This is a genomic window from Rhizohabitans arisaemae (genome assembly GCF_025996515.1).
GTDB classification, from domain to species: Bacteria; Actinomycetota; Actinomycetes; order Streptosporangiales; family Streptosporangiaceae; genus Rhizohabitans; species Rhizohabitans arisaemae.
Map to the genome: position 1 here is coordinate 1,363,087 of NZ_BLRH01000060.1, position 26,381 is coordinate 1,389,467.

Annotated in this window: 26 protein-coding genes and 1 tRNA gene; 11 read left to right on the forward strand and 16 right to left on the reverse strand. The window is 68.5% G+C overall.

Annotated features, from left to right (window positions below):
• Window position 1 precedes the first annotated feature (1 nt).
• The 5 genes from RUR_RS34720 to RUR_RS34740 are packed head-to-tail and all read right to left on the reverse strand — an operon-like array spanning window position 2 to window position 5,534.
• Window positions 2-802, reverse strand: a complete 801-nt coding sequence (locus RUR_RS34720; RefSeq protein WP_283139467.1) for an amidohydrolase family protein — start codon at window positions 800-802, stop codon at window positions 2-4.
• Complete coding sequence (locus RUR_RS34725; RefSeq protein ID WP_283139468.1) at window positions 799-1,560, reverse strand: amidohydrolase family protein; 762 nt, start codon at window positions 1,558-1,560, stop codon at window positions 799-801. Before RUR_RS34725 ends, RUR_RS34720 begins: the two co-directional genes overlap by 4 nt.
• The gene (locus RUR_RS34730) at window positions 1,557-3,269 is read right to left on the reverse strand and encodes a heparinase II/III domain-containing protein (RefSeq protein ID WP_283139469.1); all 1,713 of its coding nucleotides are present in this window, start codon (window positions 3,267-3,269) and stop codon (window positions 1,557-1,559) included. The genes RUR_RS34725 and RUR_RS34730 overlap by 4 nt, the downstream gene beginning before the upstream one ends.
• Window positions 3,266-4,258 carry a Gfo/Idh/MocA family protein gene (locus RUR_RS34735; RefSeq protein WP_283139470.1) on the reverse strand — a complete coding sequence of 331 codons (993 nt, stop codon included), beginning with the start codon at window positions 4,256-4,258 and terminating at the stop codon, window positions 3,266-3,268. Before RUR_RS34735 ends, RUR_RS34730 begins: the two co-directional genes overlap by 4 nt.
• Complete coding sequence (locus tag RUR_RS34740) at window positions 4,242-5,534, reverse strand: ABC transporter substrate-binding protein (protein WP_283139471.1); 1,293 nt, start codon at window positions 5,532-5,534, stop codon at window positions 4,242-4,244. The genes RUR_RS34735 and RUR_RS34740 overlap by 17 nt, the downstream gene beginning before the upstream one ends.
• Before the next feature lie 179 nt (window positions 5,535-5,713).
• On the opposite strand from RUR_RS34740, the gene RUR_RS34745 reads away from it, so the two are divergent.
• Genes RUR_RS34745 through RUR_RS34760 form a run of 4 tightly spaced genes read left to right on the forward strand, consistent with a single transcriptional unit; the run spans window position 5,714 to window position 10,575 of the window.
• Window positions 5,714-6,598 (forward strand): carbohydrate ABC transporter permease, encoded by an 885-nt coding sequence (locus tag RUR_RS34745; RefSeq protein ID WP_283139472.1) that lies wholly within the window; start codon window positions 5,714-5,716, stop codon window positions 6,596-6,598.
• Complete coding sequence (locus RUR_RS34750) at window positions 6,598-7,410, forward strand: carbohydrate ABC transporter permease (RefSeq protein WP_283139473.1); 813 nt, start codon at window positions 6,598-6,600, stop codon at window positions 7,408-7,410. The genes RUR_RS34745 and RUR_RS34750 overlap by 1 nt, the downstream gene beginning before the upstream one ends.
• 22 nt (window positions 7,411-7,432) lie before the next feature.
• The gene (locus RUR_RS34755; protein ID WP_283139474.1) at window positions 7,433-9,013 is read left to right on the forward strand and encodes a hypothetical protein; all 1,581 of its coding nucleotides are present in this window, start codon (window positions 7,433-7,435) and stop codon (window positions 9,011-9,013) included.
• On the forward strand, window positions 9,013-10,575 hold the full coding sequence (locus tag RUR_RS34760) for a hypothetical protein (RefSeq protein ID WP_283139475.1): 1,563 nt from the start codon (window positions 9,013-9,015) through the stop codon (window positions 10,573-10,575). The genes RUR_RS34755 and RUR_RS34760 overlap by 1 nt, the downstream gene beginning before the upstream one ends.
• A 323-nt stretch (window positions 10,576-10,898) precedes the next feature.
• Here the strand turns inward: RUR_RS34760 and RUR_RS34765 are convergent, their stop codons facing one another.
• Genes RUR_RS34765 through RUR_RS34785 form a run of 5 tightly spaced genes read right to left on the reverse strand, consistent with a single transcriptional unit; the run spans window position 10,899 to window position 16,143 of the window.
• Window positions 10,899-11,639 carry a sugar isomerase domain-containing protein gene (locus RUR_RS34765; protein ID WP_283139476.1) on the reverse strand — a complete coding sequence of 247 codons (741 nt, stop codon included), beginning with the start codon at window positions 11,637-11,639 and terminating at the stop codon, window positions 10,899-10,901.
• Complete coding sequence (locus RUR_RS34770; RefSeq protein ID WP_283139477.1) at window positions 11,636-13,171, reverse strand: hypothetical protein; 1,536 nt, start codon at window positions 13,169-13,171, stop codon at window positions 11,636-11,638. The genes RUR_RS34765 and RUR_RS34770 overlap by 4 nt, the downstream gene beginning before the upstream one ends.
• Window positions 13,172-13,227: 56 nt before the next feature.
• Complete coding sequence (locus RUR_RS34775; protein ID WP_283139478.1) at window positions 13,228-14,154, reverse strand: N-acetylglucosamine kinase; 927 nt, start codon at window positions 14,152-14,154, stop codon at window positions 13,228-13,230.
• Window positions 14,155-14,183: 29 nt separating this feature from the next.
• Window positions 14,184-15,242, reverse strand: coding sequence for a helix-turn-helix transcriptional regulator (locus RUR_RS34780; protein ID WP_283139479.1), 1,059 nt, complete (start codon window positions 15,240-15,242; stop codon window positions 14,184-14,186).
• Window positions 15,243-15,282: 40 nt separating this feature from the next.
• Window positions 15,283-16,143, reverse strand: coding sequence for a fumarylacetoacetate hydrolase family protein (locus RUR_RS34785; RefSeq protein ID WP_283139480.1), 861 nt, complete (start codon window positions 16,141-16,143; stop codon window positions 15,283-15,285).
• 115 nt (window positions 16,144-16,258) lie between these two features.
• Here RUR_RS34785 and RUR_RS34790 point away from each other — a divergent pair, with 115 nt between their 5' ends.
• A complete protein-coding gene (locus RUR_RS34790; protein WP_283139481.1) occupies window positions 16,259-17,560 on the forward strand; it encodes an aspartate aminotransferase family protein in 1,302 nt (433 codons plus the stop codon).
• A 332-nt stretch (window positions 17,561-17,892) separates the two neighbouring features.
• Here the strand turns inward: RUR_RS34790 and RUR_RS34795 are convergent.
• The 4 genes from RUR_RS34795 to RUR_RS34810 all read right to left on the reverse strand — a co-directional run bounded on the left by RUR_RS34795 (window position 17,893) and on the right by RUR_RS34810 (window position 19,462).
• Window positions 17,893-17,979 (reverse strand) — tRNA-Ser (locus RUR_RS34795).
• Window positions 17,980-18,014: 35 nt separating this feature from the next.
• Entirely contained in the window at window positions 18,015-18,467 is a 453-nt protein-coding gene (gene tadA, locus RUR_RS34800) for a tRNA adenosine(34) deaminase TadA (protein ID WP_283139482.1), read from the reverse strand.
• Window positions 18,467-18,955, reverse strand: coding sequence for a tRNA adenosine deaminase-associated protein (locus RUR_RS34805; RefSeq protein ID WP_283139483.1), 489 nt, complete (start codon window positions 18,953-18,955; stop codon window positions 18,467-18,469). Before RUR_RS34805 ends, tadA begins: the two co-directional genes overlap by 1 nt.
• 15 nt (window positions 18,956-18,970) lie before the next feature.
• A complete protein-coding gene (locus RUR_RS34810; protein WP_283139484.1) occupies window positions 18,971-19,462 on the reverse strand; it encodes a tRNA adenosine deaminase-associated protein in 492 nt (163 codons plus the stop codon).
• 184 nt (window positions 19,463-19,646) lie between these two features.
• On the opposite strand from RUR_RS34810, the gene upp reads away from it, so the two are divergent.
• The 6 genes from upp to RUR_RS34840 all read left to right on the forward strand — a co-directional run bounded on the left by upp (window position 19,647) and on the right by RUR_RS34840 (window position 23,709).
• A complete protein-coding gene (upp, locus tag RUR_RS34815; protein ID WP_283139485.1) occupies window positions 19,647-20,285 on the forward strand; it encodes a uracil phosphoribosyltransferase in 639 nt (212 codons plus the stop codon).
• Window positions 20,286-20,399: 114 nt separating this feature from the next.
• Window positions 20,400-20,624, forward strand: coding sequence for a hypothetical protein (locus RUR_RS34820; protein WP_283139486.1), 225 nt, complete (start codon window positions 20,400-20,402; stop codon window positions 20,622-20,624).
• A 132-nt stretch (window positions 20,625-20,756) separates the two neighbouring features.
• Window positions 20,757-20,918 (forward strand): hypothetical protein, encoded by a 162-nt coding sequence (locus RUR_RS34825; RefSeq protein WP_283139487.1) that lies wholly within the window; start codon window positions 20,757-20,759, stop codon window positions 20,916-20,918.
• Window positions 20,915-21,442, forward strand: coding sequence for a PH domain-containing protein (locus RUR_RS34830; RefSeq protein WP_283139488.1), 528 nt, complete (start codon window positions 20,915-20,917; stop codon window positions 21,440-21,442). Before RUR_RS34825 ends, RUR_RS34830 begins: the two co-directional genes overlap by 4 nt.
• A gap of 116 nt (window positions 21,443-21,558) precedes the next feature.
• The gene (locus RUR_RS34835; protein ID WP_283139489.1) at window positions 21,559-22,902 is read left to right on the forward strand and encodes a helix-turn-helix domain-containing protein; all 1,344 of its coding nucleotides are present in this window, start codon (window positions 21,559-21,561) and stop codon (window positions 22,900-22,902) included.
• A gap of 114 nt (window positions 22,903-23,016) precedes the next feature.
• Window positions 23,017-23,709: a FadR/GntR family transcriptional regulator gene (locus tag RUR_RS34840; protein ID WP_283139490.1), complete on the forward strand. Its 693-nt coding sequence runs from the start codon at window positions 23,017-23,019 to the stop codon at window positions 23,707-23,709.
• 12 nt (window positions 23,710-23,721) lie between these two features.
• On the opposite strand, the gene dnaN is transcribed toward RUR_RS34840, so the two are convergent.
• Both dnaN and RUR_RS34850 read right to left on the reverse strand, forming a co-directional pair.
• Window positions 23,722-24,807 (reverse strand): DNA polymerase III subunit beta, encoded by a 1,086-nt coding sequence (dnaN, locus tag RUR_RS34845; protein ID WP_283139491.1) that lies wholly within the window; start codon window positions 24,805-24,807, stop codon window positions 23,722-23,724.
• A 35-nt stretch (window positions 24,808-24,842) separates the two neighbouring features.
• The gene (locus tag RUR_RS34850; protein ID WP_283139492.1) at window positions 24,843-26,360 is read right to left on the reverse strand and encodes an aminotransferase-like domain-containing protein; all 1,518 of its coding nucleotides are present in this window, start codon (window positions 26,358-26,360) and stop codon (window positions 24,843-24,845) included.
• Window positions 26,361-26,381 lie beyond the last annotated feature (21 nt).

Here is a 26,381-nt window from a genome sequence, read left to right on the forward strand (position 1 = left end):
GTCACATCCCATTCCCGCCGAGCAGCCTGGTGATGGTCCCTCCCAGCACCGCCGCTCTCTCCACGTCCGTGAGTCCTGAGAACAGTATCCGCCCCAGCGACATCCTGAGGTCGATGAAGGGAAAGTCCGAACCGTATACCACCCGGTCGGCACCCACCTCCCGAACCATGCGCACGATGTCCGTCCCCGTGTTGTACGAACCGCACACCTCGAGGATCACGTTGTCGTGACGCTTGGCGACCTCGATCGCCGCCTCGATGCCAAGCGGCGTCACCCCGGAGTGCCCGGCCAGGATCGTCGCGCCCGGATGCCGCGCGGCGACCGTCTCGACGTGGAACAGGTCGTTGTACGGCGAGCCGCTGAACGTGTGCGTGAGCACCGGCCATCCGCGTTCCTCGGCGTGCTCCCACACCCCGGCGTAGCGCGATCCGACGAGCGGGTAGTCGTGCAGGTCGGGATGGAGCTTGATGCCGCCGAAGCGCGGGTCGTCCCCCCACCTCACCAGTTCGGCCGCCGGGTCCTGCCAGGGGTTGACCGTGAGATAGCCGGTGAAACGATCGGGCGCCTGGGCGACGATCGCCGCCGTGAGCGCGTTGCCCGCCGCGGCGTCGGCCTGGATGGAGAGGTGGCTGGAGAAGACCGCGTGCGCGACGCCGCATCGGTCCATCACCCGCAGCATCCCACCGGGATCCGGCTCCGGGATGAAGAACAGGCTGTACGGCCCGGCGTGCGCGTGCGCGTCGACAATGCGTATGGCCTGCTGGGGTCGCCGCTCCCACACAGCCGTCGCCAGAGAGTTCACGCCGCCTTGGCCTCCTGCTCGGTAAGCCGGCGCAGGTTGCCCGCGCCGATGGCCGCCACCTGCGCGTCGGAGAGCTCCGACCAGAGCAGCCTGGTCACCGCCTCGGCCTGGTCGCGATACGGTGCGCCCGTGCCGAACACGAGCCTCCGCTCGCCGAAGCGCTCCACGAGCCATTCCAGGCCCCGGTGCGATGACAGGTCCGCGAGCCCGATGTGCACGTTGGCCGTCCTGTCGAGCACGCCGGCGATCTGCCGCAGCATCCTGTATCCGACGCCGCCGACGACGATGTGCAGACGCGGATGCGCCTTCGCGATCGCCTCCGTCGTCGGCCAGCCGACCTGGCCGGCGTCCAGGAGCAGCGGAAGCCGTACCGACTCGACCGCGGCCAGCAGGGGCGCCATGTCGCGGCCGGCGAGATCGTATCCGTGGTCGCGCGGGTAGGCACGCACGGCCCGGACTCCGGCGGCGGCGGCGCCGTCGGCGAACGCGGCGGCGGGGCCCACCTCCCCGCAGGTGTCGGGCAGCAGCACCCAGCAGGGGCTCAGCCTCGGATGGCGTTCGACGAGACCGAGCAGGTCGCGGTTGCCGCGGGCCGGATCGTGCAGCCAGGACGTCACGTTGCCGACGAGCGCCGCGGTGATTCCCACGCGGTCCATGGCGGCCAGCAGTTCCGCGGCTGAGCCGCCTCCCACGTCACGGCGCGGGTGGCGGCCCAGCAGAGCGTCTGCGTCGATCAGGACCGGCCGGTCCTTGTTCATGCGTCGTCCCAGGGTTCGAAGTGGCTCCCCCGGCTCCAACCGGAGGAGGTGAAGGTGTCGGTGACGCCGTCGACGGTCACCGTGATCGTCGTCGAGTCGACGGTCACGGTGGCGTCGGGCGGATGTCGCCCTTCGGCGAACGGCAGGATCGCGACGGTGAATCGGCCGTCGCCTCGGCGCAGCCCCAGGGAGTGGATCTCCCCGTACTCCGCGGTACGGGTGCCGGGGTCGGGCACGCGTGCGGGGCCGCTGCCCAGCACCACCTCGTCAGGGGGTGCGGAGGGCAGAACATGGAGCCGGCCGCTCACGTAGCCGGCGCCGTGCTCGCGCCAGGGTTCGAGGCCGTGGAGCTGCCAGACCGCCTCGGTGCCGATCGTGTCGGTGACGAGCCAGTAGGACGGCTCGGTCTTGACGAAGACGATCCTGCGGTCGTGCCTCTGCCGGTAGCCGTGATGATGCCCGGCGAAGACGTCCACGTGATCGCCGGTGTGGAACAGGTCGAGTTCGGCCCGGCGGTCCTCGACGTAGTCCTGGCCGGGGACGAGGAGCGTGTTGTGCCCCCTGGTCGCCTGGTACCAGTCGTAGTAGGCGGGGTCGTCGTAGGAGGGCGGACCGCCCGCCTCCCAGGCCAGCGGTCTCCCCCACCCCGAGAGCACGAAGTCGAGCGCGGCGTGGTGGCTGTGCGGCTCCAACTCGTGTCCGACGTAGGGCCCGTAGTTGACGACCGTGTGCAGTTCGCCCGAGCGCATGATCGCGTATCCGCTGGCGTCCAGCAGCCGCGAGTCGGCGGGGGGTGTGACGGGCGGTCCGCCGGGAGGCAGGTCGTCCGGCCAGACCACACCGCTGTCCTGCAGGTGCGGCACCCAGCCCCCGGGGGTCGTGAGCGCCGCCAGCCACTCGTGCATGGTGTCGAACGTGGGGTGCCCGGCGATCGCCGGGTCGAGGGCGGCCACCCGCCGCAACGCCGTGAGGCACATGACGTGGTATCCGGGTGAGCGCTCATGGTGGCCCCCGTCCGCACGCACGTCGCGCTCAAGGTGCTCGAAGACACGGGCGCGCGCCACGGCTGCCCACGTCCCGGCCTCGGCGAGTTCGGGATAGAGGGTGGCGGTGTGCAGCAGTTCGCAGGCACAGACGAACTGCCAGTTGCCGTGCCGGAACCGGTCGTGCTCCTCGGCGGCCCACCGGGCGCCGCCGACGACGGTCTTCAGCATCCGCGCCCAGCACCCGTCGCTCAGGGCGGGCTCCTCGGCGAAAACGGTCAGCGCCGCGTTGACGTGCATCGAGCGGGCCCACACCCCGAGGGAGTACCAGACCACGTCGAGCCCGGGCCAGTCGCCCACGACCAGGTCCCGGGTGTCGTACCACCGGGTGAACAGCCGGTCCCACTCGGCGGCGTACACCGGGTCGCCCGTCTGAGCGTAGGTCGAGACCAGGGGCATCATCCAGCGTAGGTAGTGGAAGCCGTACAGGCGCGATCTGCCTCGGCTCCTGTCGAGGAAGTCGACGTCCCGGCCGACGAGTTCACGGGCCTCCGCCGTACGGTCCTCGGTGAGGTCCCAGGCGGGTGCGGGGCGCGGGCGACGGCGGAGTTCGGCGAGGCCGGACGCCCCGAAGGCGGCCAGCAGGTCGTCGTCGGCGATGTGCCGCATGCGGGTCTCGTGGACGTGCGGCGGCTTCTCCACGGAGGCCGGCGTGCCCGTGGTCATCGCACCCTCACCGGCAGCCCCGTCCTGGCGGACTCGTGCGCCGCGGCGAGCACCGCGGTCACATGGCGGGAGCTCTCCACGGAGATGAGCGGCTGCGTCCCGGTGCGCGCGCATTCCACGAAGTGGTGGATGGCGTCGCGGTACGCCCCGGCCGGGACCCCGTGGACGAGGCGCTGGAGCATGTTGCGGGGATAGGTGTAGGACTTGGCGGTGGCCAGCTGGATGTTCTCCTTCTGGCGGTCGAGTTGGATGACGCCGTCCTCACCGACGACCGTGACGTAGCTGTCGACCATGGTCGGGAAGGTGTTGGGATAGATCCAGGCCGACTCGAAGGTGGCGATCGCGCCGCGGCTGAAGCGGGCCTGGATCTGCATCGCGTCCGGGGTGTCGATGCCCAGGCCGCGCAGCTTGCCGTACCGCGCGCCGGCGTAGACCTCAACCACCTCGTCGTCGTACAACCACGCCATCAGGTCGATGTCGTGGCTCGACAGGAACCAGGCGCAGGTGGTGCGGTCGGCCCAGCGGATCATCTCGGTGGGGACGTGGATGGTGTCGTCCTTGCGGGCATAGCCGACGGCGGGCTCGCCGATGAGCGCCATCTGGTCCTTGGCCTGGGCGTAGGCGGGCACCCAGCGGTGGTTGAACAGGCACATGGCGACCACGCCTGCGTCTCGGATGGCGGCGACGGACCGGTCGGCGTCCTCCACAGTCGTGGTGAACGGCTTCTCGACGAGGATGTGCACCCCGCGTTCGGCCGCCGCCACCATCATGTCGGCGTGCAGGTGGTCAGGCGTGGTGATCGAGACGGCGTCGACGGTGCCCGAGTCGAGCATGTCCAGATAATCGGTGTAGACGGCCGCGTCGCCGAGCGGCGCGCGGGAGACGGCGGTCAGCTCGACCTCGGGGTGGGCGTTGAGGACCTCCGCGTGGCCGCGGCCCATGATGCCGACGCCGATGATCCCCATTCTGAGCTTAGGCAAGTGCGTCATTCCATTGCTTCTCTGCGGACTCCAGCGCCTCTTTGGCGCTCTTGCTGCCCTGGAGGAAGGCCCTCACCTCTTCCAGGAGGAGCTCGCCCAGTTCGGCGTCCTTGCCGGTGCCGAGCGGCTTGTACTCCAGTTTGGGCATGCCCTTCACGATCACCTTGCGGGCCGTGGCCATCGCGTCGTCGCCGCCGTCGGCGGTGAAGAACGGGTCCTTGGTGGAGGAGACGGTGGACGGGTAGATCGGCACTATCTTGCAGAAGGCGAGTTGATTGGCGCCGTTGGTGAAGAACTTGATGAACTCGGCCGCGGCCTTCTTCTGCTTCGACGCCTTGGGCACGACGAAGACCTGCTGGGCCAGGAGGAGATATCCGCCTGTGCTCATCCGCACCGGCTCGGTGACGGCGAGGTCCTTGTAGACGTCGGGGGCGTTCTTCTGCACGTTGAGCAGCTGGGAGGCGTTGGCCGTCGGCTGGAAGGCGAGCTGGCCGTTCTCCAGGGTCTGCGGCATGTTGCGGACGTCTTTGGAGATGGCACCCGGCGCGATGCCGCGGGCGTCGTAGCTCTTCTTGAACTTCGCCAGGACGGCTTCCGCCTCGGGAGTGTTGAAGGCGGCCTTCTTCTTGTCCGCGGACAGCAGTTCGACCCCGTGGTAGCGCAGCACGTTGACGTCCGGGATGGAATTCATGCCGCTGACCTTGGTCTCGCTGTAGACCTTGTCGGCCAGGGCGAGCGCCTGGTCGTAGTCCGTCGGCGGGGCCTTCTCGTCGAAGCCGGCCTTGCCGACCAGCGACTTGCGGTACATCGCGACCGGGGCGCCGCCGTTGTACCACGGGATGGCGTAGAGCTTGCCGTCGGCGCGCAGGGGTTCGACCAGGTTGGCATGGTAGTCGGCGAGGTCGGCTTGGCCGAAGTGGGAGTCGAGCGGTTCGAGTGAGGGGACGAAGCGGCCGAGTTCGATCGAGGTGATGTTGACCGCGTCGGGGACGTCGCCGCTGGCGACGGCGGCGAGCAGCTTGGTCGAGCTCTCCTGGCCGGGGACGTCCACCCAGTTGATGGTGACCTTGGGGTGCTTCTTCCGATACTCCGTGATCAACCCGGTGATGTAGTCGCTGTAGTTCTTCTTCAGGTTGATGGTCCAGAACTCGACCTCGCCCTCGAAGGGCTGGTCACCGGCCGGGGTCCCGGCGCTCTCCGTCGACGTACCGGCTACACAACCGGTGACCAGGAGAGACAGGGCGAGCGCGCCGGCTGCTAGAACGCTGCGGGGGGGAGCGGGCATGGCCACAACCTCCTAGAGAATATGGCCGTCCTTTATGGGCACTTTCGGCACAATGGCATGCGAACCAGTCTGCGTCAAGACTCCACGCCCATTGACCTCACCAGGCAGCGACTATACGCTTCGTCAAATTCCGGCCAGCCCTTATTTGTTCTTAGGACGGCTCTAAGGATGTGATGCCGATGGCCACCACCGGACTGCCTGGACAACGGTGGTACACCCCCTATCTGTTCTCTCTCCCGGCACTCGTCCTGTTCGGGGTGTTCTTCGCCTGGCCGGCCGTCACAGCCATCCAGCTCTCCTTCCTCAAGTACGACGTCGTCTCCCCTCCCGTGTTCGTGGGAATGGGCAACTTCACGAGGATGCTGGGCGACGAACGCTTCTGGACGTCGATGCTGAACTCGGCACTCTTCCTGGTGGGGATGTTTCCCCTCCTCGTGGTGGTGCCGCTGCTGCTGGCGGTACTCGTCAACCAGAAGCTCCCCGGCATCAGGACTTTCCGGATGCTCTACTACCTGCCCGTCGTGACGTCGATGGTCGCGGTGGGAGTGGCCTGGGAGTACGTCTTCCACCAGCAAGGCGTGCTCAACTGGATGCTGACCACGGTCGGCCTGCTCGACCAGCCGATCCAGTACCTCCTCGACTCGTTCTGGGCGCTACCCGCGCTGGTGCTCGTCGAGGGCTGGAAGAGCATGGGCTTCTACATGATGATCTACCTCGCCGGCCTGCAGACGATCCCGGCCGGGTTGTACGAAGCGGCGAAGGTGGACGGCGCCGGCCCCTGGGTCAGACTGCGGCACATCACGGTGCCGCTGATGATGCCCTACATCGCGGTCGCGATCACCGTGGAGATGCTCGACGCGATGCAGTCCTTCACCTCCATCTACGTCATGACGGGGGGCGGACCGCAGGACGCCACACTCACGCTGGGCTACTACATCTGGTCGTCCGCCTTCCAACGCTACGAGATGGGCTACGCCAGCGCCATGGGGCTCGTGCTGTGGGCGCTCATGATCGGCCTGGCCTTCCTCAACCACAGAATCAGCAAGGGGCGGGTGGTGGCGTAATGCTGCGCAGAGCCGGGATGTACATCCTGCTGACCGCCATCGCGCTGGCCTTCGTCGGCCCGTTCCTGATCTTGCTGTCGAGCGGGCTCAAACCTGCCGACCAGGCCGTGTTCTCCTTCCCTCCGGACATCATCCCCAGGCCACCGGTGCTGACCTGGGTCAAAGAGGCGTGGACGGCGATCCCGTTCCCGCGCTACCTGCTCAACTCGGTGATCTACGTCGGCCTCATGGTGCCGGCCTACGTCGTCGTCTCCGCGCTCTGCGCCTACCCCCTCGCACAGATGCGCTTCCGCGGCAGGAACGTGCTCTTCTTCGCGATCCTGTCAACGATGTTCCTGCCCGCCGAGGTCATGCTGATCCCCCGCTTCCTGGTGGTCTCGCAGCTCGGCCTGGCCGACACCTTCGCCGGGGTGATCCTCCCGGGTCTGCTGTCGGCGTTCGGGATCTTCCTACTCCGTCAGACGTTCGCCGCCATACCGCGCGAGGTCGTGGACGCCGCCCGCACCGACGGCTGCCACGAGCTGCGCATCTTCTGGCACGTCATGCTCCCCGCGGCCAGACCCACTCTGGCCATCCTCGGGATCTTCGGCTTCATCTCGGTGTGGAACAGCTTTCTGTGGCCGCTGGTGGTGCTGAAGGACTCAGCCAACTATCCGATCGCACTGGGCATCGCCTATCTCGCCGGCATCACCGGCACGGATGTCCGCTCCTTGGCGGCCGGCACGATCATCTCGATGATCCCGGTCGTCGTCGTCTTCATGCTCCTCCAACGACACGTTCTCGAAGGAATGCGCGGCGCGGTCAAGGGCTGACGCCGCCGGAGGTGATCGACCGATGTTGACACGCAGACAGTTCGGATGGGGAGCGCTCATGACGGGCGCCCTCGCCGCCGCTTCGACGGGTACGGCATACGCCGGCTCGGACCGCCTCGCCACGCGTACGGCTCGCGCCGCCGCCATGCGAAGCGCCTACGACTACACAACCCGAGAGACCTTCGACCACTTCGACAGGACCTTTCACGCGAGCGGCACCGTGGGGCAGCCGACCGACACCAACGAGCACGGCGCACTGGCTTGGGGGCAGTCCTACGTCCTGGCCGGGTTCATCCGAATGTATGAGGCGTACCAGGACACCCACTACCTCGACCGGCTCATCACCAACATCGACCTCGTGCTCGCCAACCGCGACTCGGTACGCGGCGTCACCGACTACCGGGGGCGGTCCTTACCCGGCTGGCGGGCCATGCACCCCTACACCGTGGGAATCGCCACGCTGAAGTCCGGCGACGGGCGGCCGGTGCTGGAGGTCCGCAGCGCGCAGACCTACGCCGACCTGGCCACGGCCACCGTGCGGGCGGGAAGCACCGAGGACCGGTTCACGCTGGAGGTCCGCAACAGCAGGAACGGCGCGACCGCCACGTTCACCGACCTGTCGGCGGACCCGGCCTCGCCGGACTTCGCCGTACGCCGGATCAACGACGCCTATCCCACGCCGACACTGGTGACGGCCAAGGCGGTGGGCGAGGCCGGGGATACGGCACTTCCCGCTCACGGTGCGACGCCGCTCGTGTCGCAACCGGTGGTCTTCACCGTGCACACCGGGATGATCACCTACCCGATGGCGTCGTTCGCGCGGCTGGTGCTGCGGAGCCGGCGCCTGCTGAAGGTGGCGAAGTACCGCCAGAAGGCGGTCGAGTACCTGGCCGCGGCCAAGGCGGCGGCAGCCGTACACGACGACGAGTGGCGGCAGACCGATGACGGCGGCGGCTACTTCGTCTGGAACAAGGGCACACCGCTCGGCTACGACGGCACCGAGCAGCCGACCAACCAGTCGCTCGCACTGGGCCAGACCTACGCCGAGATCGCCGCCGCCACGGGTGAGCGCCACTATGCCGACCGGGTACGGCGGATGGCACGCACCTTCGCCCGCGAGCTCACGGTGGACGCCGACGACGCCTACACCTGGGCGTACTGGCCGACGTTCGGCCACACCCATCGGGGTTTCAGCGCGAGCGACGGGATTTCCGAGTACACCCCGTCGGGTCGTGGCGCCAAGCAGATCGAGGATCTCAGCCACGGCGCGATCGACGTGGAGTTCGCCGCCCTCGCCCACCGGGGCGGACTCGGATTCCGCGGCCTGGACATGGGCAGGTTCGCGCGAAGCTACAGCAAGAACATGGCCACGACCGATCCAGCCGGTGTGCCGACGACATTCCTGCGCGTGGACGGAACAGGCGGGCTGGCCGCGGCGGGGCAGTACCTCCAGGCGCCGCGCTGGATGATGGCCGCGCCATGGGATCGCGACGTCTTCCAGCACGCCAAATCCATCTACGAGGCGAGGGCCGTGGAACCGCAGTACGGCTCGTACCTGCTGTGCGTGGCCTACCTCAACTGGTACCCGCGGCGGGGGGCGTGATGCTCGGAAGACTGATCGCCGCCGCGGCGCTGGTGCTGAGCGGCCTGCATGCGCCCGCCGCGGCGAACGCCGCCGTCAACGACACGCAGAGCGAGTGGCTCACGAAGTACAGCGCACTGGAGTCGCAGATCGGGCACACCGCCTATCAGAACCCCGACAGCGCCAATCTGGCCTGGAACGAGAGCTACATCCTGCGCAGCTACCTCGATGTGTACTCGGTCACGGGCAACACCGCGTGGCTGGACAAACTGGTCACACATACCGACCAGGTCATCGCGGATGCGGACGACCTAGACGGCGACGGCTATCTCGGGTGGTCCACGGCGCGCTACTCCCCCGTCGAACTGCTCAATCCCGGTTTCGAGACGGCGACGACCGGCGATGCGACGCTGCCGGCCAACTGGACCAGGTTCCAGGACACCGGAACCTACGTCTACCGGTCCACGGATGTGCCGCCCGATGTGACCGGCAGCAGATCGGTGCGCATCGTCGCCGGCGAGAACAAGTGGAAGAAGCTCCACCAGACAGTCGCGAGCACCTATGAGGGCGGCACCCGGCACAAGCTGCGCGGATGGGGCAAGCGCACCGACCAGAGCGTCGGCAGGATCGTGCTGCGGAACGGGACGGCGACCGTCTGCATGCTGGAGTACACGACCTCCACGTGGACCTACAAGGAGACCGTGTGCGAGATGCCGGCCGGGCAGACCTACTCGGTCTGGCTGGAGCACGCGGACTACACGAAGCCGGGGTCGGCGTACTTCGACGACGTCAAGCTGAGCGGAATGTTTCCCTACATCGTCCACGACGGCATGATCGGCCTCCCCATGGCGGAGTTCATCAGGCTGGTCCACCAGACGCCTGCTCTGGCGTCCTACGCGACCAAGGCGGCTTCGTACCGCACCTTCCTCGAAACCGAGATTGTGCCGAGGTGGCAGCTGAGCTCCTACATCGGCAACACCTGGCATCCCATCGGGGCGACTGAGGGCCTCTATCGGCAGTCACCCAACTTCGATGTGTTCAGCCACACCCGCCCCTCCGACGACCTGCCGTACAACATGCCGCTGGTGTTCGCCCACCTGCTCCGGGTGCTGCACTCCGTCAACTCCGACCCGGCCTACCTCGACCGGGCCACCCGGATAGCCCACTGGGCCAGGAACGACCTCACCGTCTCCGGCACCGCCTACGTGTGGAACTACGCCACCTACACCACCATGAAGGAAGACCTCTCCCACGCCAACATGGATCTGGAGGCGTTCCTGGAGTTCCACCGGCGGGGCAGCGTGTTCACCGCCGACGACATGACCAAGCTGAAGAACACGTTCACGACCAAGATGTGGAGCGGTACGGTGACCGCCCCCGAGTTCTCCCGCTACGTCGACGGCACCCCTCACCCAAGCATCCCGCACAACCAGGACCACATGGACTACTACCTGCACTCCTGGGTCGAGCTCGCCGCGTTCGACCCGCAGGTACGCACCTTGGTGGTCAACAAGTACGCGAACTTCACCCCGGAGAACTCCGGCCACCTCATCACCCTGTCCCGGCTCCTGAAGGGAGCCTGACCCGACCGGACGGCCGCCGGCCCGCGCGGGTCGGCGGCCGTTCCACGCCCCGATCACCTTGGCCGGAGCCTCGGCGATGTCGCGGGAGCGAGCGGGGTCGTCCATGGGCATCGACTGGCGCACCCAGACCACCGACCCGGCCGCCTCCTCGGGGGCGGGACACGGCTCGACCCGCGCACCCGCCTGGAGTGAGCGCGGACATCGTGCCCGGCGGCGGACAGCCTCCGTCGAGCGGCACGTCCTCGGCGGCCATGGCAGTGACAAGAACGGGGTGACACAGGGAGGGGTTCGTGTCGCTGATCAAGGACCTGACTGCTACGACTTCACGCGTCGCCCAGCCGAACGCGGGAGCCGTAAGCGAGCATCAAGCGGTCATTGTGGTCGTCGCCGACCGGCGTGTTGGCCGAGATGAAGACCGGCGCGTCCTCACCCGCCCTCGCATAGTGGCCGACGACCTCCGTCACCAGCAGTTGCGCGATGAGTGCCCCCGTCACGCTGGAGATCGCGCCGACCGCCCCCACGCCCGACGGCAACTCGACGACCGCGTCGCCGTACGGTGCTCCGTTGTCGATGACCACGTGCGCCAGGTCGATCAGCCGCTCACCGGGCACCCGGCTCGTGTGCGCCAGGGACGTGATCCCGACGACCTGATGCCCGCGGTCCACCGCCAGCCGCGCCATCTCCACGATCGCGGCGTTGCCCCCCGAATTCGAGATGACGACGAAAACGTCCTGGGGGCGGATGTCGGCCAGGTTCCAGATGCGCTCGGCCAGGCCTGGCACACGCTCGATCTTGGGGTCGAGGATGTCCTGCGGGGAGGCGTCACCGTAATACACAAGGTCTCGAATGCCGAGTTGGTTGGCCGGCACCAGGCCACCCGCGCGGCCCACCAGTTCCAGTGCGATCTCCCTGGAGTGTCCCGTGCCGAACGTCTGCAGCACCCCTCCCCTCCGCAGCGCGTCGAAGATCATCTCACCGGCACGCGCTATCGTGTGACGCTCCTCGGTGAGCACCCGCTCGATCGCGGTCCGGACGATCTCCGCGTAGGCCGTCTGGTCGATCATGTTTCCTCCAGCAGTTCTCGTGCGGTTGTCGCGAGCAGTTCGGCGCTCCCGGCCGCCACCCGGGCCGCGAGCACCTCGTACTCTCCGCGCAGGTACGCCTCACGCGTCGGGAGGTAGCCCGGGTAGCCGTTGGCGTACCCGAGGACGATCGCGGACCCCGACGCGGCCACGGCGGCGGGCTCGGTCGCAGGACCGGACGCGGGAAGGGTTTCGTGAGCCCTCTCACCACCGGGGGTGGCCGCCTCCCCGATGAGCTCCCGGACGGCCAGGAACGGCTCGCCGGGCAGCGCCACGAGCGTGAGCCCGCCCAGCCTGGCGACACCCACTTCCGCTGCGATGCCGGAAAGGGCGCGCCCCCCTTCGGGCACGGCTCCCAAGCCGGGCCGCAGGTCGGCAGTCGGGCCGGAGGCCGGCGGAGCGTCCGCCGACGGCGGCGACCCGGGGGCCCGGGTCGTCGCGACCCGGGCTCCCTCCAGGCGGCTTCGCGCCATGCGGATCGCCACGGGGTCTCCCGCCGCCAGCGACTCCTCGTAGGCCGCGCGCAGGTCGGCCAGCAGCGCGGCCGGGTCGCCCGGCCCGGCCGCGCGGGGGAGCACGCATTCCCGAGCCGCCCACGCCACCCTCCCCAGCCCTGCCTCGGGGGCGGGCCGGGAGGCATCCCCGTGCTCACACCCCACGGTGGGCCTGTCCACGTCTCCCGGCGAGCCCTCTCCGCATGCGCCCTCCGGAGCCGATGCCGACCCCGGCCCGCCGCTGTCCTCGGGAGTCTCCCGTACCGTCGCCCGCCGGTCGGCTCCGCCGAGGAGTCCGACGCAGCGGTCGGCCACGAGTTCCCCCAGACGTTCCAGTTCGGCGGCGTCCTGGCCGCGCCGCGTGTGCCGGGTGCTGATGTCTCCCGCGGCGCCGGTCGCCACCACCACCCAGACACCGAGCCGTTCCCGAAGCGCACGCCGTACCGCGCCGGGAAGGTCGGCGCTCACCCTGCGGTTGGCGGCCGGGAGCACAGTCGGATGCACAGGAAGCACCACCAGCACTCCGGTGAGCCGGCCGAGGCCGTCGCGCACCGCGGCCACGTCCAGCGGCACCACCGCCTCGGCGCCCGGCAGGCTGCGGTCCGCGCCGACGTCCCGCAGCCCGCCGCTCACACCGGCACTCCACGCGCTCCGCTCGGCGGCGACCGAGGCGGCCACGGCGTGCCTCACGGCCCCGACGACGTGAGCCGACCACGGCTGCGGCGTCGCCGAACCACCGGGCACACACCCGGTCTCCGGCCCGGCGTGCGTGTGCGTGGCGGCCAGCCACAGCCGCCCGGCCTCCGGCACGGCGGCTCGGGCGGCTGCGACCAGGTCCGTGTTCACACAGATGACGTCCGCCACCACGAGAGCGAACCGCCTGTGCCCGTCGAACCACGTGATCGCCGACACCTCCAGCGGATCCAGGGTGCCGGTCGACTTTCCCACCCGGTCGATGTAGCCGCCCATGGAGCTTCCGACCGGCACGTCCAACCGCGCCGCGCCATAGCCGATCCTCACCGTCGGTCCCCTGTCTCGATGCCCCGACGCCCACGCTGCCGTGCCGTACCCGTCTCTCACCGCTCGAACTTCCTGACCAGCGTCTGGTAGCGCCCGAGTCCCGCGGTCGCGGCGATGACGGCCGCACCGGTCAGCCCGTCTCCCGCGGGTGGGGCGATCCGGGCTTGCGGCAGCCTTGTACCCAACCGTCCTTCGAACGCCGCGCGCAGGATCGGGTCGCGCAGCAGGCGGCCTGTCCACGACACGGGCACCTGCGCGGTCCCCGAGAAGCAGCAGGCCGCGGCGGCGACGCTGTCGGCGAGTTCGTGTCCCGCCGCCTCCACGATGGCGAGGGCGGTCTCGTCGACCGCGGCCAGTTCGAGAACGTGTACGGCGAAGCCCGCGACGCGCGCCACCGCGTCGTCGGCGAGGTAGAGCCGCTCCGGCAGGCGGCCGAGGTCGCCGAGCACCTCGTGCGCCCGCGCGGTGAGCGGCCCCGGCGCCAGGCGCCCGTCGTACCCGCGGTAGGCGGCCTCCAGGCCTCGGCTGCCGATCCACAGGCCGCTTCCGGCGTCGCCCAGCAGGAATCCCCAGCCGTCCACCTGCCTGGTCGCGCCGCAGGCGCCCACCCCCAGCGCCACGGCTCCCGTGCCCGCGGCCAGCACCACACCAGGCCGCCCCTGGAATGCTCCCGCGTGCGCGGTCACGACGTCGCCCGTGACCAGGACGCGCCGCGCCGGGATGGCGTCGAGCAGCCGCCGGGCCAGTTCCTCGTGGGCGGCGACCGTCCCGAGCAGCGAGGTCAGCCCGAGACAGAGCGAGCCGAGCCGGGTTTTCGGCGGATCCAGACCCCGCCACGCCTCCAGAACGCGCGACGTGACCACGTCGACCGGCGATCCGGCCGCGTAGGACAGGCCGGCCACTTCATGGGTCCGAAGCAGCCGTCCCTCGCCGGCCAATCCGATGCGAAGTCCGGTCTGTCCACCGTCGACAGCGATGTCCACAGGAGGTCAACCCCGCTTTTCCCCGGAGCTTAGGGCTCCGGCCGATACGATTGCCGGTACTCGCTCGGCGAGCATCCGACATGCCGCTTGAACACCCCGCGAAACGCCTTGGCGCTGTGATAGCCGGATCGCACGGCCACCGTGTCCACGGGCAGCGTGGACGTGGTGAGCAGCGCCCGCGCGTGTCGCAGCCGCAGCGCCGTCAGTTGCCGCAGGAAGGTCGTCCGCCGCTCTTTCGCGAACAGGTGTGAGATGTAGTAGGGACTGGCCGACACCGCCTCGGCGACCGTCGACAGCCGCAGCCCCGGGTCGGCGTAATGCGCCGCCATGTAGCTTTCCGCCGTCGACAGGATGTTCCGATCCGTGCGTGACGCGCGCGGCACGATGCCCACCAAGGTCTCCTCCAGCCAGATCCGCAGGTAGGAGCGCTCGTGGATCGTGCTCACCGCCATCAGCTCGGAGACCGGCAGCCGCTCGCACGCGTCCACCCAGTCGGTCGAGCCGTCGGCCAGTCGCCGCCGGTTCGCGACGTCCACGATGAACAGCAGTTCGCCCACGAGCCACCGGTGCAGCGCGCGGGGGTCGAGGTCGCGCTCCTGCGCGCACCGGTCCACCCAGCTCGCCAGCAGGCCTGCGGCCGCGCGCCGGTCGCCGGTCTGTACGGCCCGCGCCAGTTCGGCCTCGATCCGCACCGGCGGACCGACCCGGTGGTCGTCCCACGCGGGCGCCGTGATCACGCGGTCGCCGCCCAGGAGAAGCTTGTAGGAGTTGGTGCGGCGGGCCTCGGCCTCGGACTCCGCCCTGGGTCCCGGCCGGCCGAGACTGACCGTGGCGGTGAGGTTCCCCGCTCGTCCGATACGCGCGCGCACCTCCTCGGCCAGTGCGGTCGCCCGGCGCGTGAGCCGGTCGGGGTCGGGTCCGGTGAGCACGACCAGCCACTCGTCGGCCGGCAGCCGGTCGCAGCCGGTCACCTCGCGGATCGCGTGCTCGGCCCGCTCCAGTTGCGCGGAGGCCCACTGCGGCCCGCGCGCCCTGGACTGGACCACGTAGTCGTCGATGTCGACAAGGGCACCCACGGCGTACTCCATGCGACCCAGGGTACGAACATATGCCGCCGATATCTATGGTTTAGGCGGTCCGAAATCTGACCTCATTGACGAGGGTTCCGACGCCGCCGACCGTGGCCCTCATGACATCGCCCTCGCGCAGCGGCGCGATCCCCGCGATCGTGCCGGTCGCGATCAGGTCACCGGGCATCAGTGTCATGCCGTCCGACAGGTCCGCGATCAACCGGGGGACGCCGAACACCATCTGCTTGGTGTTCGCGCGCTGCCGTACCTCCCCGTCGACCTCAAGCGTCAGGTCCAGCACCTGCGGATCGGGCACCTCGTCCACAGTCGCGAGGTACGGACCGACCGGAGCAAAGGTGTCGAACCCCTTGGACTGGTCCCATGGGACGTTCCTCGCGATGTTGGCCAGTTGCAAGTCCCTGGCCGTCATGTCGTTGAGCACCGTGTAGCCGGCCACCGCTTCGCGCCAGCGCTCGACCGGCAGGTCGCGGACGACCGAACCGATGACCACGGCCAGCTCCACCTCGTGCTCGAGGTGCGAGGTGCGGGCGGGGGCGAGGACCGGTCGGTTGTGCCCGACCAGCGCGGACGGCGGTTTGAAGAACAGCACCGGCTCGGGCGGCACCTCAAGCCCGCTCTCCTCGGCGTGCTCCACGTAATTGAGCGCCAGGCAGCACACCTTCGTACAGGTCGCGACCGGCGGCTCGAACAGCACAGCGCCCTCGGCCAGCAGCTCGTCCGCCGACTCCCAGCGCCGCTCCACCTCCTCCGAGAGCCGATCGAGTCCGTAGTGGCCCAGCACGGCCACCGGGTCGTCGCCGCCCTCGAGCCCGCGGAGGGGGAGCAACCCGCCGCCCGACCGCCAGGCCACCACTTCCACCGGCTCGGCGGCAGCCCGCCGTATACGCCCAAGAAACATGTGTCTCAGCTCACCAGCACGGCCGCGCCCTCACAAGGACCCATCCTTGCGATGGCGTCCGCCTCCTTGCGCAGTTGCTTGTCGGCCGGCCGCGAGCGGGACTTTGATGGGCCCCATGACCCGGACCTTGCACAAAAGCGGCCAGATGTACGCCGAGGCGCAGCGCTACCTGGCAGGCGGCGTCTCCAGCGATGCCCGTCGGATGCCCGGCGTGCCCCTGTATGTGGACCACGCCGAAGGTTCACGCCTCTGGGACGTCGACGGCAACGTCTACATCGACTACGTCCTCGGCCAAGGGCCCGCGCTCCTCGGCCACTGCCCGCGCGAGGTGGCCGAGGCGGTCGCGGCCCAGGCGGTGCGCGGCATGGCCTACTCGGCGCAGCACGCCGCCGAGGTCCGGGTCGCCGAACGGCTGTGCGCGATGGTGCCCTCCGCCGAACGGGTCAGGTTCAACACGGTGGGCTCCGAGGCTGTCCACGCCGCCCTGCGCCTGGCCCGCGGCTACACCGGGCGGAGCCGCGTTCTGAAGTTCGAAGGCCACTACCACGGCTGGCTCGACCCCGTCCTCTACAGCGTCCACCCGGCGCTCGACGCGGCGGGCCCGGCGCAGGCCCCCCGCCCGGTCCCGGGCACGGCGGGGCAGCAGCCGGGCCACGCCGACGACCTGATCGTCTGCCCGTGGAACGACCTCGCGGCACTGCGCCGGACGATGGAGGCGCACGCCGGACAGCTCGCAGCGGTGATCGCCGAACCCATCCTCTGCAACACCGGCGCCATCGCCCCGGAACCCGGCTATCTGGAAGAGGTTCAGCGCCTCTGCCGCGAACACGGCACACTGCTCGTCTTCGACGAGATCATCACCGGCTTCCGCCTGGCACCCGGCGGCGCTCAGGAGTTTCTCGGCATCACCCCCGACCTGTCGGTCTTCGGCAAGGCGATGGCGGGCGGGATGCAGGTCTCCGCCCTCGTGGGCAGGGCCGAGGTCATGGACCACATCTCCACGGGCCAGGTCGCCCACGCCGGCACCTTCAACTCCCACCCCGTCGGCATCGCGGCGGCCGAGGCGACCCTGCGCATCCTTGACCGGCGGCGCGAGGCGGTCTACGGCACCCTGTTCTCGACCGGGGCCGAACTCATGGAGGGGTTGCGCGCCGCAGCCGCCAAAGCCGGCGTTCCCCTGCTGGTGGACGGTCCCGGCCCGGTGTTCCAGACGTACTTCACGGATGCTTCCGCCGTACGAAATTATCGCGATTTCGCCGCGACGGACCGGGCCATGATGTCCCGCCTGCACGCGGCGCTGCTCGACCGGGGCGTCAACATGGTGCCCCGCGGGCTGTGGTTCATGTCGACCGAGCACTCCTCAGCCGACATCGACGCCACCGTCGACGCCTTCAGCTCCGCACTCAAGGTGATGTGAGCGCCCTTCCGGTCGTACGTCGCCCCGGCGGGCGCCGCCGATGGGTCCTGCGCGTCGCCCGAACCTCCCCTGGGCGCATCGTCGCGGTCACTCCTGCGTACAGGCGGTGTCCCCGGCCAGGTCGCCTTCGCCACCCCTCGTAGCGGACCTCGCACGCGTCGATCACGATAAATGTCGGGAAATCGCGCATAAAGCTCCTTCCCTTCGGAAGGTGGGCTCCACCGCCACCGGGTCTTCCGCCGTCCCCGCTGGCGCCCCAATCGACGCCCCAAAATCCTGAAACAAAAAATGCCGCCGACCTGTACACGCAGGTCAGCGGCATTTTTCAGCGGCGGTGAAGGTGGGATTTGAACCCACGGATGGCTTGCACCATCACACGCTTTCGAGGCGTGCGCCCTCGGCCACTAGGCGACTTCACCGTCCAGCAGCTTACCGGACGATGACCACTCCTCGCTCATCCGCGACGTTCTGCGAAGAAGATCCGTAATTGTTCGGCGCATTCTTCGGCCAGCACCCCGGAGACGACCTCCGGCCGGTGGTTGAGGCGCCGATCGCGGACCACGTCCCAGAGGGAACCGACGGCGCCGGCTTTCTCGTCGACGGCGCCGTACACGATACGTTCGACCCTGGCGAGCACCGCCGCCCCGGCGCACATGGTGCAGGGCTCCAGGGTCACCACCAGGGTGCACCCGGCGAGCCGCCAGGTCCCGAGGTGCTTGGCCGCGGCCCGCAGCGCTATCACCTCGGCGTGCGCGGTCGGGTCGCCGAGGAGCTCACGCTCGTTCGCGCCCACCCCGATCACGAAGCCGTCGGCGTCCAGGACGACCGCCCCCACGGGTACGTCACCGTGGTCGCCGGCTTTCGCCGCATGGGTGAGCGCAAGGCCCATCGCCCCAGTGAAGCTCATCAGCGCAGCCGATCGAGCTCTTCGGCGAACCCAAGGCGATCGGCGATCACCGAGAGGGTGTCGGCGGGGAGAATCCCCTCCTCCATGCTCAGCTCCACCAGCTCCTCCGCGGCCACGCCGTGATCACTGAGCAGGTCGACGTCCCCGGCCGGCTTCACGCCGAGATCGGGATCATCCGAGGGTACGGCTCCCGCGAGATCCATGATGAGTTCGTAGACCTCGTCGTGGAGTCCGGTCTGAACATCGGAGACGAACACGCGGGCCTGTTCCCCGTTTTCAAGCCTGATTATGGCGAACCATTCCTCCTCCACCTCCGCGCAGAGAAAGATCAGGCCACCCAGTCCCAACGCGTCCCGGACAGCCTCGTCGACGTCTTCCTCGGTTTCGGCGTCAGAAAGATCGACTTCTGCGCCGACCCATCCTCTGGGTGTTCGGGCAAAGGCGGCGGTAAAGGGTTTCTGTCGTGCTTCGCTGAAGTTTGACGGCATGGCCGGCTCCCGCGGTCACCCTATGACGGCATCCACAGCACGCTCGAACGGCTGAGCGAATCCCAGCCGAGTCGCGATACTGGCCAACACCTCGTCAGGGTAGAGGTCGAGATCTCCGGAGAGGGCCCCGAGCTCCATCTCGTCGAGCCCGAGGTCCGCGAAGATCGACAGATCCCCGACGGGGAGAACCTGATCCAGATCATCATCGTCGGGAACAGGGATATCAAGGTATTCCAAGACCTGGTGGGCGAGCGGCCAGTCATCGAGGACGGCGGTGAGATCGGAGAGGAAGACACTGGTCTTCTCCCCGAGCACCCGCAGTGCCACGAAGAAGTCGTCGCCGATCGCCACGAGTCCGATCGTCCCGCCGTCTCCCGGCATCTGCCTGAGGGCGTGGATCAGACCACGAAGATCGGTAGTGAGCGCCACCGGCAGCATTTCGGCTTCCCAGCGCTCGTCTTCCCGGTAGACCACCACAGCGAAGTCGTTCGCATCTAGATCCGTCATCGATTACCCGCCCGACCTATCTGCCTCAGTGGTCCTGCTCAAAGCTATCGTCCCAGAATCCGCCTCCCCTCGTAGGGCCGACCGGCCAAATTGTGATCAAATTCGGTCGGTTCACATCCTCACTTCGTTCCCAGACCTGATCGGCTTAATCTCAGGCCGCCGCCACCCGATAGCCTTAGTCTTCATGGAGACGTTGGTCGTCGATCACCCGCTCGTCGCTCACAAGCTGACCGCTCTTCGAGACGTACGTACGGACTCGCCGACGTTTAGACGTCTCGCCGATGAATTGGTGACCCTGCTCGCCTACGAGGCCACCCGCGACGTGCGGACCGTCCCGGTATCGGTGGAAACACCGCTGATGACGGCGCACGGGGTACGGCTGGCGCGGCCCGCCCCCCTCGTCGTGCCGATTCTCCGGGCCGGCCTCGGCATGCTGGACGGAATGACCAGGATCCTGCCCACGGCCGAGGTGGGCTTCCTCGGCATGATCCGCGACGAGGGCACGCTCAAGGCGCAGACCTACGCCACCCGCCTTCCCGAGGACCTGTCCGGCCGGCAGTGCTACGTCCTCGATCCGATGCTCGCCACCGGCGGGACCCTCGCGGCCGCGGTCGAGGTCCTTCTCGCCCGGGGCGCCGTGGACGTCACCGCCATCTGCCTCCTGGCCGCACCCGAGGGTGTCGACCGGATGCGCAGGACCTTCGACGGCACCGGAAAGCCGGTCCGGGTGGTCACGGCCGCGCTCGACGAAAGGCTCAACGAGCAGGGCTTCATCCTGCCCGGTCTCGGTGACGCGGGCGATCGGCTGTACGGCGTGGTTTGAGCCGCCAAAATACTTGATCGCATTTCTTCGAAGGCGATCGCTTGAAGCATCCGTCGTTACATACTGTGCTCGCACGGGTACGAGAAGTAACGATGACCCGTTTCAGGGAGCGAGATGAACCACACCTCAGATCACGATCAGGCGGAATACGCCCAGATAGTTGCCACACTGTGTGAAGAGTTCTCCGAGGTGCACCAGGCTGCAACGGTCTCGCGTTGTGTGGACGCGGCACATTACGGAGCTCTTGAAGTGACCGGAGAAGCACCGCCAGGACTGGTTGAGCGGATTGCCCGCAAGCACCTTCAAGTACTGGCGCTGGTAGCAGCGGAGCAGAAGTGACTCAGTTCACACTGCGTTCTCGCAGGTACGCAAAAAGCCCGACACGGGCGAGTTCGTAGATGCTTTACCCAGCGGGCCTCATGGGTACTCTAAGCAGTGGGTGCAGTGGGTGAATGTGTAGGGGAGACCGACATGCCGGTTAAGAAGATTCTTACCTATCTAGCCATCGCGTTTGTGGCTTTCTACTTGCTGAACAACCCTACAGGTGCAGCGGGTCTGGTAGAGAGCGCGGCAAGCGGGGTGGTCTCGGCCGCTGAGTCATTGTCGCGCTTCGTCACAGAACTAACGCCATGAGGTTGGTGACGCCCGGCGACTCGGCGCCGACGTCGGTAAACCGCTACCTGCTCCCCCACGAGCACCAGGTCATCACCGTCCGGCGCCATCCGGCGGTGCTCATGCGACCCGTCGCCGAGGTCTTCGGTGGGCTTATCCTCGCCGGCATCCTGAGCAACCGACTCGGCTCCGACAACAACACCGCGCTGGTCATCATCTGGTGGGCGTGGCTGGTGCTCCTCATCAGATTTGTCTGGAAGGTCGCCGAGTGGTCGGTGGACTACTTCGTGGTCACCTCCCAGCGGATGCTTCTCACGACAGGTCTGATCACCCGCAAGGTGGCCATGATGCCGCTCGGCAAGGTCACCGACATGAGCTTCCAGCGGTCGGTCCTCGGTCGAATGCTGGGCTACGGCGAGTTCGTCATGGAGTCCGCAGGCCAGGATCAGGCGCTGCGGACCGTGCCCTTCATTCCCTACCCGGAACAGCTATACCTCGAAGTCTGCGGCATGATCTTCCCAAGCAAGGACGATGGGGACGATTGACCGACATATCCACCTAAGAGAATCCTGAAGATTCTTCACGGTGGGTTACCTGTTGAGTTCACTTCATGTCATGATTGATACAACCATCAACCATTCCCCCTGCACTGAGAGATCATATGCCCAGTCTGGGTTCACTCGGCGACCGCGTTCGCAGTCTTCGCCTGAGTCGGCGGCTGTCTCAGGCTCAGCTCGCTGGGCCCGGCCTGTCCGACAGCTACATCTCTCTCATCGAGTCCGGCAAGCGCACCCCCACCACGGTGGTGGCCCGCTTACTCGCTGAGCGGCTCGGCTGCACCACGGAGTACCTTCTCCACGGTGTGGAGCCCCGGCAGCGGATCGATGCTGAGCTTGGCCTCCGACATGCCGAACTGGAACTCTTCAACGGCAATCCGGCCACCGCGGAAGAGCGCTTCGCCGAGATCGTCAAGACCTCGGCCGACGACAGCGCGGCCATCACCGCACTCGCCAAGCTTGGTCACGCGCGAGCCCTGGAACGCCGGGGGCGCATCGGCGAAGCCGTACAGGAGTACGAGCAGCTGCGGCGTGAGGCCGTCGACCATCCCGAGCGACTGGCCGAGCTTCCGATCGTCATCGCGCTGTGCAGATGCTACCGGCGCGCCGGGGATCTCATGCGGGCCAGGGAGCTGGGCACAGCCGCCCTCGCTCAGATGGAACGTCTGGAGCTCGTGTACGGGCAGGACGCCGTGGATCTCGGTGTCGCGCTGATCGCCGTCGCCTCCGATCTCGGTGAGCACTCGGTTCCGTTCGCCGAGCGGGTCCTGGCCGCCACACCGAACGTGCACGGGGTAGCGGTCGACGTAAAGATCGGCAGGCTGTGGAACGCGAGCCTGCAGGCCGCCGAGTCCGAGGATCCGGCGCTCGCCGTCCGCCTCGCGGACGAAGCCCTCTCCGCCGGCGCCTACAGCCGGGTGACCGAGGGACTGGCGCAGATCGCCCTCGGGCTGGGGGAACTCGCCCTGCGGGCGGAACCGGCGGTGGTCGACCGGGTTCCGGCGTTCATCAGAACCGCCCAGCGCGCGTTCACCAGGCCCGCCGACAAGGCTCGCTGCCTCATCGTCCTGGCCAGGGTCGAGGTCGCCCGAAGTGAATCCGCCCAGGCGGTTTCCCTCGCGAACGAGGCCATCGCGCTCCTCAACGGCTCGGAGCGGGTCGAGACCGTGTCCGCGCACATCGTTCTCGGGCTCGCCCACCTCGTGGGCGCCGGACCGGACAAGGCGGCGGCGCGGTCGGAGCTCACCTCAGCCGCCCAGCTGCTCAATCAGGTGCCCCCGAGCCGGGAAGCCGCCAAAGCCTGGCGCGAGCTCGGTGACCTGTTCGGCCAGACCGGGAACCACGAGGCGATGGTCGCCGCCTACCGCAGTGCGCTGCGTTCGATCGGCCTCCGCCCGTCCTCGCCTGAGATCAGTACCGCACCGACGCAAGCCGTGCCGACTGGTTGATCCATATCCGTCAGCTGCCGATCCCTGCCTCGATTTGTTTTCGGGGCAGGGGAATAATTACTCTCTACCTTTCATTGAATCATCCGATGATCGGTTTTCGGCAGGAGCATTGCAGTGACTCTGCGCACGGCACAGCGCGCCTCACTCGTTGACCAGGTGATCGACCAGCTGAAAGGCCAGATCACCGATGGCACGTGGCAGGTCGACCAACGGATTCCCACTGAGACGGCGCTGGCCGAACAGCTAAGCGTCGGGCGCAACACCGTCCGCGAAGCCGTACGCGCACTCACCCACGCCGGTTTACTTGAGTGCCGCCAAGGCGACGGAACCTACGTCCGCGCGACCAGCGAACTCTCCAGCGCGATGCTGCGCCGTCTGCGCAGCGCCGAGCTGCTGGAGATCATCGAGGTGCGGCGGGCGCTGGAGGTGGAGGCGGCCAAGCTCGCCGCGGCACGCCGTACCCCCTCCGACGTCATCGCCATCGAGGAGGCGTTGGCGCTCCGGGAGGAGACCTGGAGCCAAGGCGACTACCCGGCCTTCGTCGAAGCCGATCTGGATTTCCACATCGCCGTCGTCGAGGCCACCCACAACCGGGTGCTGATCGAGTTGTACACGGACTTCTCCGAGGCGCTCCGGATCAGCATCGCGGCGGCGGGGACGGGCACGGAGCAGCCCTACATCCCCCACGACGCCATCTTCACCGCGATCCGGGCCGGGGACGCGGCCGCCGCCGAGCGTGCCACGCACACCTGCATGGAACACATCCTCATCGCCACCACGTCAGGGGAGCCGCTGGGCGCCCGCTGAACCGGCACCCGATCAACCCTGCCGCAGCGGCATCACCAGATAGCGGTAGTCCAAGGTCTCGCCGGTGATGAGAACCGGCCGCGTCGGGGTCGTGCACTCCAGGCGAACAAGCTCCGACTGCACCCCGGCGAGACCGTCGAGGAACCACTGAGGCTGGAAGGCGAGGGTGATGTCGTCGCCCTCCAGACCGCATTTGAGAACCTCGACCCCCCGAGAGGCGTCCGCGGAGCCACCTCGCACCACGACCTCGCCGCCCGTGAACGAGAGCGTGATCGGGCTGTTGCGCTCGGCGACGATGGCGATTCTCTTCACCGCGTCGATCAGCGGAGCCACCTCGATCTCGGCCCGGGAGTTCCACTTCACCACCAGGCGTGACCGGTACTCGATGAACTGTTCGTCCATGAGCCGGGTCGTCATGCTGCGGCCGTCCGCCGAGAACCCGATCAGCGTCTCACTCAATCCCACCGAGACCTCTCCGGTCCGCAGGGACTTGGTCGCGTCCACCAGCACCTTCGCCGGGATCATCACCTCCGCGGTGAGCTCCGGCCGAGCCGGGGTCCACACCAGGTCTCGCCCGGCGATCCGGAACCGGTCCGTGCACGCCAGACTGACCAGCTCGTCCGCCACGTCCATCCGGACCGCGGTGAGCATCGGCAGGGTGTCGTCCTTGCTTGAGGCCACGGCGACCTGACTCACCGCGGTGGCCAGCGTCTCCCCCGAGACCGTGCCCACCGTGGGCGGCATCTCCGGGAGCGTCGGATAGTCCTCGACCGGCATCGTCACCAGCCCGAACTCCGAACCGCCGCAGGTGAGAATCGTCTCCGAACCGACGGTGGCGATCTCGATCCGCCCCGCGGGGAGACTCCGCACGATGTCGGCGAGGAGCCGCCCCGGCACGAGCACCCGGCCTGGCTCCAGCACCGTCACCTCGGCGGCGGCCTTGGCCGAGACCTCGTAGTCGAAGCAGGAGAGTTCCAGCCGCTCCCCGACGTCGATGAGCATTCCCGCGAGGACCGGCATGGCGGGACGGGCCGGCAGCGCGCGAACGGTCCAGGCGACGGCCTCCGCCATCGCGTCTCGGTCGATCAGGAATCTCATCGTGCCCCTCCCGCAGCTCTGTCGGCACGAACACGTTAGCGCGAGCGACGGACAGTTCGACGGCCACCGGCTGAACCCGGCCCGATGGACATGACGGCCGGGCGGGCCGTACCGGTTCGGAGTCCGGATGACGCCGCGCCGGCCGTACGGACGGGATCGTCTGGGTGCCCTCGGAGCTCCGCGTGCGCGGTCCGCAGGACGGCCACCGCCTTGTCCAGGAGCTCCGGGGAGGCGGTGAAGGGGAGGCGGAGGTGGCGGGAGAGCCCCCGGTCGGCGGAGAAGTACGGCCCGGTGGCGAGCGTGAGCCCGTGGGTTCCGGCCCGCCGGGCGAGGTTCTCGGCGAAGACGTGCCGCAGGCGTAGCCAGAGGGTGAGACCGCCCGGTGGAACCGTGTAGGTCCATGCGTCCGTTCCGGCGAGCAGGTCGGCGAGGCGGTCGCGCTGGGCGCGTAGCCGGGCTCGACGTTCATCGAGAATCCGCTCCAGATCGAGCAGGAGCTCATGGGCGATCAGCTGTTCGAGCGGCGGCGGGGAGAACTGCGCCTGGAGCGGGTTGAGCAGGAGTTCGCGGACCCACCCCGCGGACCCGGCCCGAATCCAGCCGACCCGGAGCCCGCTCCAGAGCACCTTGGCGGTCGAGCCGATGATCAGGGTCCCGGGACCGCCGAGGTGCGACGGGGGTGTGGGCGAAGGTCTCAGGTCCAGGTCACGCATGGTCTCGTCCGTCACGAGCATCACCGCTCCGGCCCGGGTGAGCGAGAGTAGCCGGGCACGGTCGCGTTCGCCCATGAGCGCCCCGGTCGGATTGTGAAAATCCGGGGTGAGATAGGCGAGACCGGTGTCCGGCGCGCGCATCGCCGCCGTCAGCCGGTCGACGTCCCAGCCGTCTCCCGTGACGGGGACTCCGACGAGCCGCGCTCTGCGCCGCCGGACAAGGGCGAGCGCCCCGTGGAACGTGGGGTTCTCCACGACGACCGACCGCCGCCGATCGTGGAACCGCTCCAGCACCAGGGCGAGGGCGCTCCGCGCCCCGGAAGTGATCAGAATCTGCTCCGGACGGGTGGGGAGACCTCGTGCCGTGTACCGCTCGGCGAGGAGTTCCCGCAGGACCGGCAGGCCCGACGTCGGCAGGCCGGAGTCGACGAGCAGCGGCGGCAGGCGTTCCGCGGCCCGCTCCAGTGCCCTGCGATAGGCGTGGTGCGGCGCCGAGCTCACCGACACGGTCATGTCCAGGAACCGCCCGTCACCCCACCGGTCCAGGGAGAGCGGAGTCGTGCGTTCGACGATGTGCTCCGGGAGCAGCACCACGCTCCCGCCCCCGTGCCGGGTCCGTAGCCACCCGTCCTCCCGCAGGAGGGCAAGGCCGGCGACGACCGTGCCCCGGCTCAGTTCGAGGGCGGCGGCGAGCGTCCGTTCCGCGGGCAGCGTGGTGCCGACCGGCAACCGGCCGTCCACCACCGCGTCGCGGATCGCCGCCGCCAGGGACCTGGCCAGACCACGATCGGCGTTGCGCCAGTCACCCAGGCTCGCCACGAAGGCTCGGAGGTCCGCCATTGGTCCAGTATCTCGAAATTG

Coding starts and splice junctions, on each gene's coding strand:
- RUR_RS34835 (WP_283139489.1), top strand. CDS start 21,559: ATGCCCAGTCTGGGTTCACTCGGCGACCGCGTTCGCAGTCTTCGCCTG.
- RUR_RS34745 (WP_283139472.1), top strand. CDS start 5,714: ATGGCCACCACCGGACTGCCTGGACAACGGTGGTACACCCCCTATCTG.
- RUR_RS34765 (WP_283139476.1), bottom strand. CDS start 11,639: ATGATCGACCAGACGGCCTACGCGGAGATCGTCCGGACCGCGATCGAG.
- RUR_RS34830 (WP_283139488.1), top strand. CDS start 20,915: ATGAGGTTGGTGACGCCCGGCGACTCGGCGCCGACGTCGGTAAACCGC.
- tadA (WP_283139482.1), bottom strand. CDS start 18,467: ATGAGCTTCACTGGGGCGATGGGCCTTGCGCTCACCCATGCGGCGAAA.
- RUR_RS34730 (WP_283139469.1), bottom strand. CDS start 3,269: ATGACCACGGGCACGCCGGCCTCCGTGGAGAAGCCGCCGCACGTCCAC.
- dnaN (WP_283139491.1), bottom strand. CDS start 24,807: ATGAGATTCCTGATCGACCGAGACGCGATGGCGGAGGCCGTCGCCTGG.
- RUR_RS34780 (WP_283139479.1), bottom strand. CDS start 15,242: ATGGAGTACGCCGTGGGTGCCCTTGTCGACATCGACGACTACGTGGTC.
- RUR_RS34825 (WP_283139487.1), top strand. CDS start 20,757: ATGCCGGTTAAGAAGATTCTTACCTATCTAGCCATCGCGTTTGTGGCT.
- RUR_RS34810 (WP_283139484.1), bottom strand. CDS start 19,462: ATGACGGATCTAGATGCGAACGACTTCGCTGTGGTGGTCTACCGGGAA.
- upp (WP_283139485.1), top strand. CDS start 19,647: ATGGAGACGTTGGTCGTCGATCACCCGCTCGTCGCTCACAAGCTGACC.
- RUR_RS34790 (WP_283139481.1), top strand. CDS start 16,259: ATGACCCGGACCTTGCACAAAAGCGGCCAGATGTACGCCGAGGCGCAG.
- RUR_RS34725 (WP_283139468.1), bottom strand. CDS start 1,560: ATGAACAAGGACCGGCCGGTCCTGATCGACGCAGACGCTCTGCTGGGC.
- RUR_RS34805 (WP_283139483.1), bottom strand. CDS start 18,955: ATGCCGTCAAACTTCAGCGAAGCACGACAGAAACCCTTTACCGCCGCC.
- RUR_RS34740 (WP_283139471.1), bottom strand. CDS start 5,534: ATGCCCGCTCCCCCCCGCAGCGTTCTAGCAGCCGGCGCGCTCGCCCTG.
- RUR_RS34785 (WP_283139480.1), bottom strand. CDS start 16,143: ATGTTTCTTGGGCGTATACGGCGGGCTGCCGCCGAGCCGGTGGAAGTG.
- RUR_RS34750 (WP_283139473.1), top strand. CDS start 6,598: ATGCTGCGCAGAGCCGGGATGTACATCCTGCTGACCGCCATCGCGCTG.
- RUR_RS34735 (WP_283139470.1), bottom strand. CDS start 4,258: ATGACGCACTTGCCTAAGCTCAGAATGGGGATCATCGGCGTCGGCATC.
- RUR_RS34760 (WP_283139475.1), top strand. CDS start 9,013: ATGCTCGGAAGACTGATCGCCGCCGCGGCGCTGGTGCTGAGCGGCCTG.
- RUR_RS34820 (WP_283139486.1), top strand. CDS start 20,400: ATGAACCACACCTCAGATCACGATCAGGCGGAATACGCCCAGATAGTT.
- RUR_RS34755 (WP_283139474.1), top strand. CDS start 7,433: ATGTTGACACGCAGACAGTTCGGATGGGGAGCGCTCATGACGGGCGCC.
- RUR_RS34850 (WP_283139492.1), bottom strand. CDS start 26,360: ATGGCGGACCTCCGAGCCTTCGTGGCGAGCCTGGGTGACTGGCGCAAC.